This window comes from Bifidobacterium sp. ESL0682, from assembly GCF_029392815.1.
GTDB lineage: Bacteria > Actinomycetota > Actinomycetes > Actinomycetales > Bifidobacteriaceae > Bifidobacterium.
On the sequence record NZ_CP113942.1, the window covers coordinates 343,690 to 359,618 of the forward strand.

Annotated in this window: 9 protein-coding genes; 7 read left to right on the forward strand and 2 right to left on the reverse strand. The window is 56.7% G+C overall.

The annotated features are described in order from the left end of the window. Window positions 1-130 precede the first annotated feature (130 nt). Genes OZX57_RS01375 through OZX57_RS01395 form a run of 5 tightly spaced genes read left to right on the forward strand, consistent with a single transcriptional unit; the run spans window position 131 to window position 5,697 of the window. Entirely contained in the window at window positions 131-1,129 is a 999-nt protein-coding gene (locus OZX57_RS01375; RefSeq protein WP_277162415.1) for an ABC transporter substrate-binding protein, read from the forward strand. Window positions 1,130-1,172: 43 nt separating this feature from the next. Further along, window positions 1,173-2,882: an iron ABC transporter permease gene (locus tag OZX57_RS01380; RefSeq protein WP_277162416.1), complete on the forward strand. Its 1,710-nt coding sequence runs from the start codon at window positions 1,173-1,175 to the stop codon at window positions 2,880-2,882. An 8-nt stretch (window positions 2,883-2,890) separates the two neighbouring features. Continuing rightward, entirely contained in the window at window positions 2,891-4,030 is a 1,140-nt protein-coding gene (locus OZX57_RS01385) for an ABC transporter ATP-binding protein (protein ID WP_277162417.1), read from the forward strand. Further along, entirely contained in the window at window positions 4,030-4,653 is a 624-nt protein-coding gene (locus OZX57_RS01390; protein WP_277162418.1) for a 2'-5' RNA ligase family protein, read from the forward strand. Before OZX57_RS01385 ends, OZX57_RS01390 begins: the two co-directional genes overlap by 1 nt. A 36-nt stretch (window positions 4,654-4,689) precedes the next feature. After that, window positions 4,690-5,697 carry a LacI family DNA-binding transcriptional regulator gene (locus OZX57_RS01395; protein ID WP_277162419.1) on the forward strand — a complete coding sequence of 336 codons (1,008 nt, stop codon included), beginning with the start codon at window positions 4,690-4,692 and terminating at the stop codon, window positions 5,695-5,697. A gap of 143 nt (window positions 5,698-5,840) precedes the next feature. Here OZX57_RS01395 and OZX57_RS01400 read toward each other — a convergent pair whose 3' ends face one another. After that, the gene (locus tag OZX57_RS01400; protein WP_277162420.1) at window positions 5,841-6,335 is read right to left on the reverse strand and encodes an inorganic diphosphatase; all 495 of its coding nucleotides are present in this window, start codon (window positions 6,333-6,335) and stop codon (window positions 5,841-5,843) included. Window positions 6,336-6,469: 134 nt separating this feature from the next. After that, window positions 6,470-8,740: an alpha-1,4-glucan--maltose-1-phosphate maltosyltransferase gene (locus tag OZX57_RS01405; protein WP_277162421.1), complete on the reverse strand. Its 2,271-nt coding sequence runs from the start codon at window positions 8,738-8,740 to the stop codon at window positions 6,470-6,472. Window positions 8,741-9,081: 341 nt separating this feature from the next. Here OZX57_RS01405 and OZX57_RS01410 point away from each other — a divergent pair, with 341 nt between their 5' ends. Continuing rightward, window positions 9,082-10,197: a hypothetical protein gene (locus OZX57_RS01410; protein WP_277162422.1), complete on the forward strand. Its 1,116-nt coding sequence runs from the start codon at window positions 9,082-9,084 to the stop codon at window positions 10,195-10,197. Between the two features lie 131 nt (window positions 10,198-10,328). Then, window positions 10,329-15,803, forward strand: coding sequence for an LPXTG cell wall anchor domain-containing protein (locus OZX57_RS01415; RefSeq protein WP_277162423.1), 5,475 nt, complete (start codon window positions 10,329-10,331; stop codon window positions 15,801-15,803). Window positions 15,804-15,929 lie beyond the last annotated feature (126 nt).

The window sequence follows — 15,929 nt, forward strand, 5'->3', positions numbered from 1 at the left end:
TCTTCTTTGACAAATAAATGTTTCACATATATATTTATTGATGAAAGCGCAATCATACTAGCTGAAAGGCTCAAAGATGAGTAATTATAAATTAGCGCTCCGTTTAATCGCGGGGATTTCAGGTGTTGCCATGCTTGTTCCGATGGCGGCTTGCGGCGGTTCCTCAAGCGCCAAAAGCAACGCTGGCAGTGTTTCCGTTGCCTGCTCGCAGCAGGAAGATTTCTGCCAGGCTATGACCCGTGCGTTCTCCAAGGAAACCGGTATCAAGACAACGTATGTTCGTCTCGGCGCAGGTGAGGTGCTCGCCAGGCTCGCGACCAATCCTGGCGAGTTCGATGTATGGGCCGGTGGTCAGGCCGAGAACCATCTGCTGGCACAAGACAAGGGCTGGATCGAAAACTACAAGTCCTCCGCAGCATCGAATTATCCCACCGATTACAAGGATCCATCAGGCTCTTGGACTGGTTTCTACACCGATTCGATTGCGTTCTGCTCCAGCAAGTCCGAACTCAAGAAGAAGAACCTGAAGGCCCCTACTTCCTGGAATGATTTGCTCTCGCCGACGCTGAAGAAGAGTGTTGGTATGCCGCACCCCGCAACGGCAGGTGTCGGTTACATGGCCATGTATACGCAAGCGGTGTTGCACAACGGCGATGAGCAGCAGTCCGTTAACTATTTCAAGCAGCTCAACCCGAACGTGATGCAGTATTCGAAGTCCGCGGCGACCGGAACCGAGCAGGCTGGACGTGGTGAGGTCACCGTTGCCATCGCCTTGGACTCCGATTGCGAGAAGGCCATCCAAGCTGGATACAGCGATTTGGTGACCACTTATCCGAAGGAAGGAACCGGCTATGAGGTCGGTGCCGTCTCCGTGCTGAAGAACGCTCACAACAAGGACAATGCCAAGAAGTTCACTGATTGGATCCTCGGCACCAAGGCGCAGAACCTTTACGCTGGTGTTCCTTCGTTCGCTGCTCCGACGAATCCGAAGGCGACCATCGGCAAGAACGTGCCCAATCAGAACAAGGTCAAGAAGGTCAAGTGGGATATGCGCAAGGCCGCCGACTCCCGCGACACTTTCATCAAGGCTTTCGAGAGTGAAGTCTCCTCTTCCAAGGATGCCAAGTGATCGTTGCTCATTTGAAATTTGTCAATATTGATGAGGAGATAGAATGAGTTCGGCTTCCTCGGTTTCGATTTCTAAAAACAAAAGTAAGGGACGGCGGCGTGGGCCTCGCAAGAGTCTCTCCGTATGGATTGTCCTCGCAATCGTCGTTGTCGCGCTGATACTGCTGCTTGGTCTGCCGGTATTCAAGCTGCTTCAAGCAGGGTTCAGCGCCCAGGGTCGCGTCGCCATCAAGCAATCATTCACCACAGATATCGATACGTTTGTGCATAGCATCGTATTGGGCCTGTTGGTTGGCGTATTTGGCACATTTATCGGTTTTGTGTGCGCTTGGGTGCAGACGTTCGTCAAGTTCCCTGGCAAGAAAGTTCTGCATTGGGTAACTTTGCTGCCTACGATTTCGCCACCGTTTGCAGCGGCGACGGCCATCATCACCCTGTTCGGCAAGAGGGGAATCATCACCAACGGTCTGTTGCATCTTGAGACCAACATCTATGGCCTGCCGGGCCTGTTGATGGTGCTTACCATGACGTTCACGCCTGTGGCCTACCTCAATATCAAGGGCATGTTCGAAAATCTCGATCCGTCCCTGTTCGAGGCGGCTTCGAGCTTGGGTTCCTCGCCATGGCACACGTTGATTCATGTGACCATCCCGATGGTGCTGCCTGCAATGCTTTCGTCGTTCCTGGTGCTCTTCGTTGAGGGCATTGCCGATCTGGCCAACCCGTTGGTCATCGGCGGCGATTACCGCGTGCTTGCCAGCCAGATTTACTTTGCTGTCGCTGGTTCGGGTGACGTTGCCACAGCGGCCGGTATCTCTCTGGTGCTGTTGCTGCCAGCGCTGACGGTCTTCCTGATTCAGAAGTATTGGACCGACAAGAAATCCGTCGTCACTGTCACTGGTAAGCCGACGGGCGCTATCAAGCCGGTCAAGTCGCCGACCGTGGTGGTCCCGATGATGCTCGTTTCCCTGTTGTGGCTGCTGTTGGTCGCGACCATCTACCTGACCTTGCTGGTCGGTGGATTCGTCAAGATTCTCGGAGTCGACAACACGTGGACTTGGGAGCATTTCGATTTCATTCAACGGCTTGGCTCCGACGCGGTCGCCACCACATTGCTGATGACGCTCGTTGCGGCTCCATTGGCGGCGCTTCTGGCACTGGCCATTGCGTGGTTGGTGGTTCGCCATCTTCCTCGGTTCGGTGGAGTGCTTGACCTCTGGGGTATGCTCGGCGTGGCCGTTCCTGGCACCGTGCTCGGCCTGGGCTTCGCGCTGGTCTATTCGCAGCCCATCACCGTTTTCGGAGTGGATATTCTCCCGCCGCTTGCAGGCGGATTGGCAGTCGGCGGCGGCGCAATAGCCATTGTCATGGTCTTCATCGCCCGTGGCGATCCGACTGGTCAGCAGTCCTTCATCGCGGCATTCAAGCAGATCAATCCTGAAGTTGAGGAAGCGGCTGTATCTCTGGGCGCCGACCCACTGACGACAGTCCGCAAGGTCACGTTGCCACTGATGTCGTCTGCAGTGGTCACTGCGGTCACTTACGCGATTACCAAATCGATGACGACGATCACCGCAATCATCTTCATCACCACACCGCAGACCAAGGTCATGACCTCCCAGATTCTGGATGAGGTCGATGCAGGTCGATTCGGCAACGCATTCGCCTATTCGAGCTTGCTGATTGTTCTGGTGCTCATCATTCTGGGCATCTCGAACCTTCTGCTTCGCCAGCTCAATCGTTCAAAGGGATGAAATCTACAATGTCAGAAGAATCAACAACAAAAGGCACCGTTGCCGGCGCGCTCACGCTGCGCAACATCAGCAAGGTCTATCCGGGCAAGAAAGGTGATTTCACCGCGGTTCAAGGCACGAGTCTTGACATTGCGCCTGGCACGTTCGTCACCCTTCTGGGCCCTTCGGGCTGCGGAAAGACCACTACGTTGCGCATGATCGCAGGCTTCGAACAGCCTACCGATGGCGACATCCTGGTGGACGGCAAGAGCATCCTCGATGTGACTGCCGACAAGCGGCCGATGTCGATGGTGTTCCAGTCCTACGCGCTGTTCCCGCACCTTACGGTGAGCGGCAATGTGGAATTCGGTCTGAAGCTCAAGAAGATGAGCAAGGCCGAATGCAAGCAGAGGGCCGATGCCGCCTTGAAGATGATGGGCATCGAGGAGTATGCCGATCGCTATCCGAACCAGCTTTCCGGCGGCCAGCAGCAGCGTGTGGCTTTGGCCCGTGCGCTCGTGATGGAGCCGAAAATCATCCTTTTCGACGAGCCTCTTTCCAATTTGGATGCGCGCCTGAGAGTCAAGATGCGCGGCGAAATTCGCCAGTTGCAGCAGAAGCTTGGCATCACCGCCATCTTCGTGACCCATGACCAGTCCGAAGCGTTGACCATGGCCGATGTCATCGTCGTGATGAGCGCCGGCAAGGTTGAGCAGGTGGGCACTCCTTGGGAGATTTACCATAGGCCGGTCAACAAGTTCGTCGCTTCCTTCCTGGGAACTGACAACTTCCTCAAGGGCAAGGTTGCGCAAGTGGTCTCGCACAACGAGAAGGACGATTCATACCTGCTCGATACCGATTTGGGCCAGCTCAGCGTTCGGGGTGTTTCCGGACTTACTGTGGGCCAGCCGGTAAGTATCCTGATTCGTGCCGAGAACCTCACCGTCCACGACCAGTCGGTCGGGGCTCATCTGGAGATTCCGGCCACCATCGCCTCTTCCGCGTTCGATGGGGAGGCTGTGCACTATGAGCTGGATTCCAAGGTCGGCCATCTGACCGGTAGTGCTCCGGGTGTCTCCACACCTCTGCACAATAACGATTCCGTGGTGTGCGCGGTGGATGAGGAAGGACTATGGGCTGTTCCCGAAAGTGCGGGTGCTGAAGACTGATGCGTCGTTTTTTTGATAGGGCCGATACGAAGTGGAGAAGACTGGATGGGGCCATCCATCTTTACGCCTTGCCTGAACCTCATGAAGAGGTGACGGAAACGGCGAGGATGGAAGACCGCGCTCTGGCCGATATCGCAGGTCTGGCGGTTCAGCCGACGGACTATCTGCACATGACACTGCAACGTTTCGACCTGTATCGTGACGAGATTAGTGATGAGCAATGGAACCAACTCGATGAGGAACTTACCGCCCGAATCAGTGCGTTGAACGCTTTCGATGTTGCATTCAACAAGCCGCAGGTTCGGCAGGCTGCCATCGAGGTGGTCGGTAAGGACGGCGTTGAATGGCAGAAACTGGTGGATGCCATCAGGGATGCCTTCAGCGCTAGCGGGTTGGGCGATTCGCTTACCGATCAGCCGTTCGGCCCGCATTACACCCTTGCCTATTGCTCCAGTGACACCGACGAGCAGACCGATGAGAAAGTCCGGAAGATTCTGGATGAGGTATCGGTTGAAACGACGATGCACGTGAGCCGGGCTTGGATGGTTGCAGTCGATCAGTCGCCGCAGGAAGGTGTGTTCCGTTTCAAGAAAATGAAAGAATGGCACCTTGGCGTAAAATAGGGTTATCCATTCCTCGAGACCAGTAAGGGAGAGGCCATGCAGCAGCGCAAGCGTCGTGTGAGTATGACAGATGTTGCGCGTCTGGCGAAGGTCTCTCCCGCTACCGTCTCTAGGGTGTTGAACGATACCACGAATGTGAGCGAAGAGGCTCGTTCCGCTGTGCTGAAGGCCGCGGATTCATTGGGTTACGTGCGCAATCTTGGTGCGGTTTCGCTTGCAACCACTCAGACCATGACCATTGGGCTGCTCATTCGCGATTTGGGCAACCACTTCTATGGTGCTGTGGCTTCGCATGTTCGTAATCAGGCGGCAAAGGCCGGTTTCGACCTGCTTATCGTTTCTTGCGCGGACAATCTGGAAAGTCAGATGCGTGCAGTTCGTTGTCTCTTGGGCCATAGCGTGGGCGGCATCATCATTTCCTCAGGTCGCGTGGCGGCATCGGTCGCCGAATACGCGGCGAAATTCGTGCCCACCATCGCTTTGGCTACGGGTCTTGACTTGCCGAGTTTGAGTTCAGTACGCATTGATCCTCAATCCGAATGCGACTTGGCGCAACAGGTGGTTGAGCACGGGCACACCTGCATTGCCGTGACCGCCTCCACCAGTGAGCTTACTTCGGCGTTGCACGCGAGGACGGCGAATTTCCTGACACAGCTGGTCATCTCGGGTGCGCAGACTCACATCATGTCGATTCAGTCGGATTTGGGGAAACCCCTTTATCGTGCGGTCGATGAGGCCATTGATGCTGGTGCGACGGCGATTATGGCTGGTAATGACGCTATTGCATTGGCTATTCTTGAATACCTTGACACCATCGGACTACGCTGTCCGGAAGATATATCGGTCACCGGTTTCGACGGTATGGGAGCGTATCGCTCTCCGCTGCTGGGACTGACGACTGTGGAGCAACCTGTCGCCAAATTGGCGGAATCGGCCGTGGACATGATTTGCCAGAAGATTCTGGATGAATCGCAGGCGACCAGTCAGACGCTTATCCAGGGGCGTTATATAGCTGGACGCACCCTTGGAATGAAGAAGGGCTGATGTGTTTAGCAGTCTTTGCAGCTAGAAACTAAAAACGAAAAAAGGGACCGGAATCAATCCGTGTCCCTTTTCTGCATAGTTAGCGATGGTTATGAATCAGTGATATCTCAATGACTCATGCCAGCGCTTAGCCTAGTACGATCTCACTTCTTGGAAGCTGCGAGGCGCTCGCGAGCGGCCACGATCTGCTTCTCGGCCTCTTCGGCGCCGGTCCAGTAATCGCCGGGCATGACTTCCTTGCCGGGCTCCAGAGCCTTGTACTGCTCGAAGAAGTGCTTGATTTCGGCCTTGTGATAGTCGTTGACGTCGTCGACATCCTTGATGTCGTCGAAACGCACGTCAGCAGGCACGCACAGCACCTTGTCGTCGCCGCCCTCTTCGTCTTCCATGTGGTAGAGCGCCACGGCGCGGCACTTGATCTCGCAGCCGGGGAAGACCGAGTTCGGAATCATGACGAGTGCATCGAGCGGATCGCCGTCCTCGCCCAGGGTGTCCTCGATGTAGCCATAGTCATCCGGATAGCCCATCGCGGTGAAGAGGGTACGGTCGAGCTTGATGCGGCCGGTCTCTTCGTCCATCTCATACTTGTTCTTTGATCCGCGCGGGATTTCAACGAGGACATTGAATGTTTCTGCCATGTTTGCTCCTTTTGAACGTGCTTGCGTACGTTGTTTGTACGATTTTGTTACCTTCCCAATTCTAGCGCAGATACTCGCCGTAATGCCCGTCTGCTTCATCCGGGCATGGGTGATGGCCTATCGCTGAACTGTTGCTATTCCGACGTAACTCCGGCAATGCTGAAAATATAGGCCGGGCGTTCGATGGGGTCGAGGGTGACTTTGTTGTTGCTTGACCACGTGAAGCTGCCGCCGCCAAGCTCGTCGTGGACATCGAAGGTGTGGTCGCGAGGAAGCCCCAGTAAGGCCGGGTCGAAATTGACCTCCGAGGTGTGGGCTGCCTTGCAATCGAGATTCACCACAACGATAAGGGTGTCGTCGGGAGTGGTTTCTTTCATGTCGTCAGTGGCGTCGTTGGTTTGGTTCGCCGCGCCGGTGTTGCTGCTTGCGTCCGGCAGTTCGGTGTTTTTACTTTGCGCATTGTCGTTGGCGTTGTCACTGTCACCGTCAATTTTCCCGCTATCTTTGGGTACGAATTCGATGCAGGAGTCTGCTGGAATATGACGGGCGAAGGCGACGACATTCGGGTCGCTCGTCCAGAGCATCACCAAATCGTGATAGCTGCGGCATGCAGGGTGGTCGCGTCGAATGTGGTTGAGGTCGGCGAGCAGTGTGGCGATGCCGTATTCTTCAGCTTCGTTCCAATCGCGGACCTTGATTTCGTATTTCTCATTGTCGGCCTGTTCTTCGCGGCCCTCTTGCTGACGGTTCTCCACCAGTTCGTAGCCGTTGTAGATGCCCCACGAAGGTGAACCCATGGCTGCAAGCACCGCGCGAACCTTGTGGCCTTCTGGGCCATTGTCGCGCAGATAGTCGGTGAGGATATCGGGTGTGGTGGGCCAGAACGTGTTGTGCTGGTAGTAAGCCTCGTCGCTGTTGGTGGTCTGCAGGTATTCGGTCACTTCATCCTTGGTGTTGCGCCAGGGGAAATAACTGTGCGACTGAGTGAAGCCAGCCAAGCTCAACGAGCGCATAATGGCCGGACGGGTGAAGGCTTCGGCGAGGAAGAGGATTTCGGGGTGCTTGCGCTGCACTGCCTCGATGACGTCCTGCCAGAAGCGTACCGGCTTGGTGTGCGGGTTGTCGATGCGGAATATCGTGACGCCCGCCTCGATCCAAAGGTCCATGATGCGTTCGGTTTCGCGCTCGATGCCAGGCATATCGATGTTGAAATCGATGGGATAGATGTCCTGATACTTCTTCGGCGGGTTCTCGGCGAACGCGATGGTGCCGTCCGGCTTGTGGCGGAACCAATTCGGATGTTCTTTGACCCACGGGTGGTCGGGCGAGCACTGTAGCGCGAAATCAAGCGCAATTTCCAGTCCTAGTTTGTGTGCGTGGGCGCAGAAAGCCTTGAAGTCGTCCATCGTGCCCAGCAATGGGTCAACCGTGTCGTGCCCGCCCAGCGACGAGCCGATGCCGAAGGGAGAGCCGGGGTCATCTGGCCCTGCGACCAAAGCGTTGTTGCGTCCCTTGCGGTTGGTGACGCCGATGGGAAAAATCGGTGGCAGATAGACCACATCGAATCCCTCGGCTTTGGCTCGGTCAAGTCCGGACAGTGAAGTTTTGAGCGTTCCTTGGGTGATTTCGCCGGTTTGCGGGTCGCGCGTGGCTCCTTCCGAACGCGGGAAGAACTGATACCAAGCGGTAAAGCTTGATCCGGGTCGTTCGACCTTGAAGCGTTGCGGGGCGCTCAGAGTAAGACCGTCCCGGAGCGGATTGGAATGGTGCAATTCCGCGATGGCAGGATTGTCGGCGGCGGCAAGCCGTTCTTTGGTGTTCAATGTATTGTCGGCAAGTTGCTGGGACGCTTTTCTTAAGGTGTCTCGTCCGGTTTCATCAAGTTTGGCGTCTTCGTGTTCTGCCCAGCGTGCAAGCAGCTGAGAGCCGGAGATCAATGCGTTTTCGGCATCGTCATTGACCTCGACCTTGATTCGAGCGTCTGACAGCCATGAGGCATACACGTCCTCCCAGCCTTCGAGCGTGACCGTCCATTCGCCGAGTTGCCTCTGAATGACGGCGAAATCCTTGTTCCAGGGCTTGATATTGCTGGAATGGCCGGCAGTGAGTTCGGCTTTCCACAGGTCGAGGCCAGGGTTGATACAGGTCATCGGAATCCGTTGCCTGATTTCACCATGCGGGTCGCGCAGAATTGCTGTGGCGCCTGTATGGCTACGCCCCTCTATGAAGATTTGCGCGGTGACGGTGAACGTCTCGCCGAGTTCGATGCGAGCCGGGAAGATTCCATGTTCGGTGCTCGGAGTGATCGACATGATGACCACTCGTCCGAATTGGTGAGGCGCGGATACGGGGATGCTGGGCGTGGCCGGCTCGCTGAACTTCTGCTTGATTGTATTGGCTGCCATTTTGCTCCCACCTTGTCGTTATCGACGTTGATGAATCGTTCCGTATTGTTCATTGTAAAGGCAGGTTTGATAGCTTTCGCCGTTTTTGGTCTGAATAATAAAATTTGTGCATAAGTATTTTGTTGCATTACGGTACGGTTGATAATCATGTGGATGAATCGGGCAAAGATGACCTGAAAACGGCGAAATGTGGATAGTAAAAATCGAGTTATCCACAACACGCCGAGCCCTCGAGCATTTGACCACAGTACCTGAAATTGACCCGGAAGTTCGCGGATTTATGCAACCATGGCATGTATCGGGTCATGAACACAGAAGCGAGAAGAACAATGAGTGATGAGATGGAATCGGAGTTAACCTCTGATGAACATGGTGGGAAAGATACGCCACCTCCTGCTGAAGCGGATGTCCAAACGGTTTTGCCAAACGTTGGTGGTGACGAGTCAAGCGAGCATGATGTTGTTTCCGATGCTGACGTACAGCCATTTTGGAAGCGGCGAGTGGTGTGGATTGCTGCCATTGCAGTGGTCGTCGTCGCTGTGGCTGGTATTGCCGGCGCGGTGGTCTGGAGCGGTCATGCCAAGGATGAAGCGCTCGCAGACTGTCGACAATATACGGCGCAGGTTCGGAAGCTCAACAAAACATCCCTTGATAACAAGACCGTTGAGGCGACGAAGGTGGATAAGAACGGTGTCGCCGATGTCAACACATGGGAAGCACTGCAGAGAGATCAGAAGAAGCTAACCAATTTAACGCATAAAGGTGTGACTGTTTGTGATGCCACTTCTCGTAAGGTTGCTCAAAAGCAAGAGAGCGAGGCTAGTTCATCGCTGGAGTCGTTGAAGTCGGCGCGCAAAACCGTGGAAAATTCAGCGAAAGCGGTGTTGGCAAGCCGCGACGCGAAGGTCTTGAAAGATGTGCGTGACTCGCTGACCGCGAAGGTGGGGCAGGCGAAGCAACTGCTGGACTCATCGGCCGGCAACGTGGCCGACGAGAACACCCGCACCGTTCTGTCTCAGCAGATCGATGCGGCGAATGGGATGCTCGGCAACGGGCAGGCCAAGCTTACCGATCTCCAGCAGGCCGCCCAGTCGCTTGATGGCGCGGTGAGTGGTGCCAATGCGAGTGTGCAGGCCAAGACGGATGCCGATGCGCAGGTTGCGGCTCAGCAGGCTCAATCCATCCAGACAACCCAGTCGGGGCAGGTATCTTGGTCGCAGGGTTCACGTCAGAAAGCGCCGGCACAGTCCAGTCCGTCCCGGTCCTCTCAGCCGTCGCAGCAATATGCCTCTTCGGGCTCCGCTTCTTCCGGTTCCCGTGTCCCGAGCGGAGGTGCGGCTCCAGGTCCGCAGTCAAGCCAGCCTCAGCAATCTACAGGCAACTCAGGCTTTGATCTGTCGGGATCCATTAATCCCAATTGCGTTGCTGGGCATACAGGTGTTTGCCCGATTGGCTAAGTATTAAAAAATTTGTCGTGTCCCCCGCTGTTGATCTTGGCGGACAAGGGCGGGGGATGCGACTCCAATATCTGGAAGAGAGACCCCTGCGGGCTTCTCTTCCTCCATCCTACCGAATGGAGAGAAAATATATGAAACGTACAAAGGCAAGGGCCGTAGGCTTTAGCCGCCTCTTGGCCGGCGCGGTCGCCGGTCTGGCGGCCGTATCCATGCTTCTGCCGGGCGTGGCAAACGCTGATGGAGGCGCCGGTTCTGGTGGTTCTGGTACCGCAGGCAGTGGAACCGGAGAGGTCAAATGGACGTACCAGGACTCGTTTGGAACCCCGAGCGATGCGAACGTGACCAGCGTTCTCCAGGGCATGGGCATGCGAATGGAAGGGGCAGATGCTCCGGTCGCCATCAATCAGGCGACGAGCGGAGCGTTGAACGAATGCCAAGCACGTTACGGTGAGGCGCATCCCGGGCAGGAAGCACAGGCAAATTGTAGGCTTGTGTCCGTCGGAGCGATATATACCCCGTCGTTCGCAAACAGCTTCACTGGGCACCCGGCCGGTTTCACTTCAAGTCAATGGGCGGCGGCATGGAACAGCGAAACCCAAGGCAAGACTTACACCTACCAAGGTGCTAGCTATCAGACTAGGGATTTGTTCTCTGATGGAGTGACAAGCATCAATTCCCTTGTCGCCCGTGAGTCTGAAAAGAATGTTGCACTGATTGTAGTGGTTCTGAGCCGTGACGAGCCGCCGACGAACTACAGTCTCGGCCTGTCCACGAGTCAGCAGATGCCGGCAGGCGTCGTGGTCGGCTCCACGAGTCCGGTCCGTGACCTTATCCACGCCACCAACAACGGGTCTCCCATCATGGAGGACGTGAATGCCAACGTGACTCTTTATTACGGCGGTGAGGGCGACGGATATGTACCGGGAACTCATACCACGAAGACAGCGTCGATTCACAACAACGGTGATTCGTGGTCGCCGACATTCACCCCGGCTGACCTGGGTATGAGGCACTGGCAGGAGGGCTCCTACTGGTTCGATATAGCCGTGCCTAGGCAGGGAGGGATGAACGCCGACACTGGCCACATCGGCTATGCCGATGCCGCCGAGCGTTGGAGCGTGGCTGCTATGGCACCTTCAGCTCCCACGAAGTCCGTGCAGCAGGGAACGAGTACGGACGGTATGTCGAATACGACCGCCATCGAATCGGGCACCGGCCGGGGCGGCTATGAACTACATTTCAGGGACATCATCGCTCCCAACGGAGTCAATTACGACGTGACGGGTATGAAAGTCATGGATGCCACCGCGAATACGGATGTGTCAGGCCAGTTCTCGATGAATTGGGACCGGTCCGCCAACATGGTGAAGGCTGACCGTTCGAAGGACAAGGGTGAGATGCCTGCGGACCATATCTTCCGGTTTGAGTTCAGGGTGACGGTGCACCAGCCCAACGCGAACAAGGTGGGCGACACCGCCTCGGTCGCGTGGAACGCGCATCCCTTCGTAGACACCCCGCATTACGAGTTCCCGACACGTGGTCCGGATCCCGACAAGGCATGGACCACCGATCCCAACGAGGCCCTCGCTACGGCTGACCCGAATCACACCAACCAAGCGGGTAGCGACGGTCGGACGTTCGTCCCGGGCGACCGAGTCTCCAGCGTGGTCAACGGCACACTACCGAAGGATTTGATTGAGAACCTGAGCCAGTACAGCCTGACCGACGACTGGTCGGCCGCCTCCCGCTATGTGGATTTTCCGAACGGCAGCGCCAAGGTGTACGTGGACGGCATTGACCGTACCGCCGATTTCACCGTCGCCACCGTCGGGTCGAAGACCACGGCGACCGCGAAACCATCCATTCTTGCCAGCAGCGCCCATCAAGCGGCCGATCGTAAGGTCAAACTCGTGCTGGACGGCGCCTTCAAATCCTCTGTCACCGCAGCTGACGCAATCTCGATGACCAATTCCGGCGCCGAAAAATGGAACGGACAGATCTCCGCCACGAACACGCCTCCGGTGCTGGTACGTAGTCCCAACCCCGACAAGGCGTGGGTCAAGGACACCCCGGAGGCGTTGGCGACCAGCGACCGCAACCACACCAACGCCGTGGCCGCGGACGGCAAGACCTATGTGACCGGCGACGATGCCGTGGTGGTCGTCAACGGCATCCTTCCCAAGAATCTGGCCAAGGACCTCTCGCAGTATTCGGTTAGCGATGATTGGACTGGAGCCGCGCAGTACGCCGACTTCCCCAATGGCAGGGCCAGGGTTTACGTGGACGGCGTCGACCGCACTGCCGACTTCTCGGTTTCGACCACAGGCCATGTCACCACGGCTAGCGCGAAGCCGTCCATCCTCACCGGCAGCGGCAAGCAGACCAACGACCGCAAGGTCAAACTCGTGCTCACCGGCACCATGACCAAAGACGTGGACGCTCACACCGCGGCTACCATCGTCAACAAGGGTAGCGAACGGTGGAACGGCAAGACCGCCGCGACCAACGAGCCGCAGGTCCATATCTGGAGCCCCAATCCCGACAAGAGTTGGGTCAAGCTTGGCGCTAACGGCCGCTGGCAGACGGTCATCGACCCGTCGAGGTCCAACGCGACCGGTGCTGACAACCTGACGTTCCTTGACGGCGACCAGCTCGGCGCCGTCGTCAACCTGCCGATTACCAACCCGAAGTCGCTGGAATACGGCGTCAACAATCTGACCCTCACCGACGACTATGCGAAGGCCGACTACCTGGTCGACCCGCAGGCGCTCTCCAAGGTCCGCGTCTACATGGCCGCCGTCACCCGTTTTGACCAGTCCAGCGTGACGGGCATCAACGGCTCCGGCACCGACGTGACCGACAAGTTTGACATCACCCGGGCGGGCACAAGGATTACCGCGGCCGCGAAAACCGACTGGCTGGCACAGCTCTCCCGCCATGCCGGGCCCGTCCAGGTGACGATGCTGGTGCCGTTCACCGCTAACTACGCCAACGGCAAGGGCGCGAAACAGGTACGCGAGGACTTCCACAAAGCCCCCGGCGACGAACTCTCGTTCTGTACCAGCCCCGACGGCTCCGCCCTGCTCAACGCCGGGTCGATTACTGTCAATCGGCAGGGCAAGACCACGAACCTCCCCAAGGTCTGCGGCTACGTTCCGCCTACCAAAAAGGATGTTGTAGGCGAGGCATCACAGGGTGGCTCGCAGGAGAGTGTGGACGGCAAGGTCGTCTACCCCGGGCAGAAGGTCGAATACGATCTCGACACCCAACCGCATCTGCCGTCATCGCTTGCTTACACGGTCAAGACTGTCACGTTCACCGACAAATACGATCAGTACCTGAAGCCTGACAAGCAGACCCTCGAGCTCATGGACCTCAACACCGGCCGGATAATCCCCAAATCGAAATATGCCAACCGCTGGGACGACACGGCGCACCAGGTGGCTGTCAATGTCATCGATGCGGCGCTGATTGCGCAATGGCAGGCCGGCGGAGCCCCGCGCATCCAGGTGCGCTTCGAGGGCACCGTGGCCAAGGACGCCCCCACCGACCACAAGGTCAACAACCAGTGGGTGCTCATGCTCAACAACAGCCTGACGCCCAGCAATGAAGTGTTCAACATCCCGCCCAGCCTGAACCCCGCCAAACACGACTTCCAGAGCGCCCAGCAGGGCGACCCGACGGTTTCCATCGACGGCAAGACCCTGCTCAAGGGTGACACCGGCAACTACGTCATCGACCTCGATGCCACGCAGTCGAACATGGCCTACAAGGTCTGGAGACTTGGAGTAATCGACGATTTCGATGAGGAATACTTGAAGGTTGACCCCACCAGCGTCACTGTGACCGGCGACGACGGCAGAGACTATACCTCCGGATTCAATATCCAGGTGAGCGACGGTGTGCTTTATGCCTTCGCCAAGCGTGTCGACACATTCGTGCCTGCCACAGGCGAAACCGTGCATGGCAATCCGCAGCCTGCTGATCTCAAGGCCTACGCGTCCTTGGATACTTACCATCCTTTAACCGATCCTGCCATCAATCAGACGCTTCTGGGCCAGCACTACCACATCACGCTGCCCTACACGGTGCAGAAGGTCACCGACGGCTATGTGGTGAAAAACAAAGCCACGCAGGTCGAGAACGCTGTGCGAAAGGAGACCAACCAGGTGTCTAATCCGCTCAAACCAATCAATCCTGCAAAGGATGTGGTCGTGAAGGTGGGCGGAGAATCGGTCAACGGTTCCAGCATCTATCAGGGCAGCACCTTCCTTTATCGGCTTGATAGCTCGGTACTTCCTGCCAACCGTGCCTATCCTGCTGTCGATAAATGGAGCATTACCGACAAGCTTGACCCAGATTATGACGAATATACGGGCCAATGGGCAGTATATGCCACACGGAATTTATATGGCAGAGATGGCGGAGTGCTTGCGGAGCAAGGGCGCAGGATTGCCGGCAACGGATTCGACAGTGCTCAGCTTGGCAGTGATATGTTCACCTTGGAGGCGGCAAGTGATGGCACATTGAGCGTCATCGCCACGCCAGCCTACCGTGATTTGGTATCTGCTGACACCGCGCATGAGCAAGGTTGGTGTGCCTATCTGCAGGTCCGCAGGCTTAAAGCGACCGAGCGACATGAGAACCGGTTCACCGAGACCATGAATACCCATGTCAACGAGTCGAACATCGTGTGGACGCGCACGCCAGAGCTCACTCCCAGCCTGCATATCGAGAAATGGGACAAGGGCAGTGGCTGGTCTACCGGTGACCGGGACGAGCCTGATGACTCGTTGCTGATGGTGGGCGACACCGATATCGTCTTCACCGTCACCAACACCAGTAACAGCGAAGACGGCCACGGTGCGGTGTTTAGAGCCAAGGATCTGACAATCGCCGACACCACCATTTCGGGTGATGGTGCGATTGCGAGTCTGAAATATCCCGATGATTGGTCGACATTGGTGTTGAAGCCTGGCGATCATGTCGATGTCATCGGCACATTGAAGGACGCCACGCTGAAACATCGGGACCGCGCGAAGGTTACGGGTATACCGTTGGCCGAGTTGCCGACGGTGGACCGAAATCCTTGGGGAGAAAATTCTGTCAATGGCGTTGCCGAGCGAGACGCCCAAGGCCTTGTGATTGGGCTTCGTGAATCCGTACCGTCAACGGCGGCAGATGCGCCGGGTTCGGCCGAGACTATGTCAGATTCCGCAGGACCGGTGGACTCCAAAAACGGTACCGGCATCGCACCTTCGTCCGGATTGCAGAGGCGGGACAGTGCTGTCTGGCAAAATGTGAGGGCTTCACATCGAGGTAGTGAGGCCATAGGCGCGGAATCGTTTGCGCAAGGCAGCGGTGCACCAAGCGCCGAAATCGACGGCAAAGTCATGAGTGTCATGCAGCCTGTGGTCTCCAATCTAGATGATTGGAACGGGAGACGGGAAACGCAACCGGTAGGAATCGTGCCTTTGACAGGACAACCCTTGGTGAATACCGGATCATCCATTGTTTTGATGTTGCTTGTGGCCGGTGCGTTCTTCTTTGGTGCTCTTCTGCTGATGCTTCTGACTCAAAACAAGCATCGTCCACGGCATCGTTGACCGCAATCGTATGCCTGTTGTGGCAAGAAACGAAAGGATGAATCCAGATTGACGGGTCCAGTCAATGGATTGAGTCCCGAAGGTTCTTGCCAAAATAGCAGATATTGGGAATTCAGCAAGTATTCA

Bases quoted from the DNA above. Each gene is read 5' to 3' on its own strand.
- OZX57_RS01375 (WP_277162415.1), top strand. From the start codon at position 131: ATGCTTGTTCCGATGGCGGCTTGCGGCGGTTCCTCAAGCGCCAAAAGC.
- OZX57_RS01380 (WP_277162416.1), top strand. From the start codon at position 1,173: ATGAGTTCGGCTTCCTCGGTTTCGATTTCTAAAAACAAAAGTAAGGGA.
- OZX57_RS01385 (WP_277162417.1), top strand. From the start codon at position 2,891: ATGTCAGAAGAATCAACAACAAAAGGCACCGTTGCCGGCGCGCTCACG.
- OZX57_RS01390 (WP_277162418.1), top strand. From the start codon at position 4,030: ATGCGTCGTTTTTTTGATAGGGCCGATACGAAGTGGAGAAGACTGGAT.
- OZX57_RS01395 (WP_277162419.1), top strand. From the start codon at position 4,690: ATGCAGCAGCGCAAGCGTCGTGTGAGTATGACAGATGTTGCGCGTCTG.
- OZX57_RS01400 (WP_277162420.1), bottom strand. From the start codon at position 6,335: ATGGCAGAAACATTCAATGTCCTCGTTGAAATCCCGCGCGGATCAAAG.
- OZX57_RS01405 (WP_277162421.1), bottom strand. From the start codon at position 8,740: ATGGCAGCCAATACAATCAAGCAGAAGTTCAGCGAGCCGGCCACGCCC.
- OZX57_RS01410 (WP_277162422.1), top strand. From the start codon at position 9,082: ATGGAATCGGAGTTAACCTCTGATGAACATGGTGGGAAAGATACGCCA.
- OZX57_RS01415 (WP_277162423.1), top strand. From the start codon at position 10,329: ATGAAACGTACAAAGGCAAGGGCCGTAGGCTTTAGCCGCCTCTTGGCC.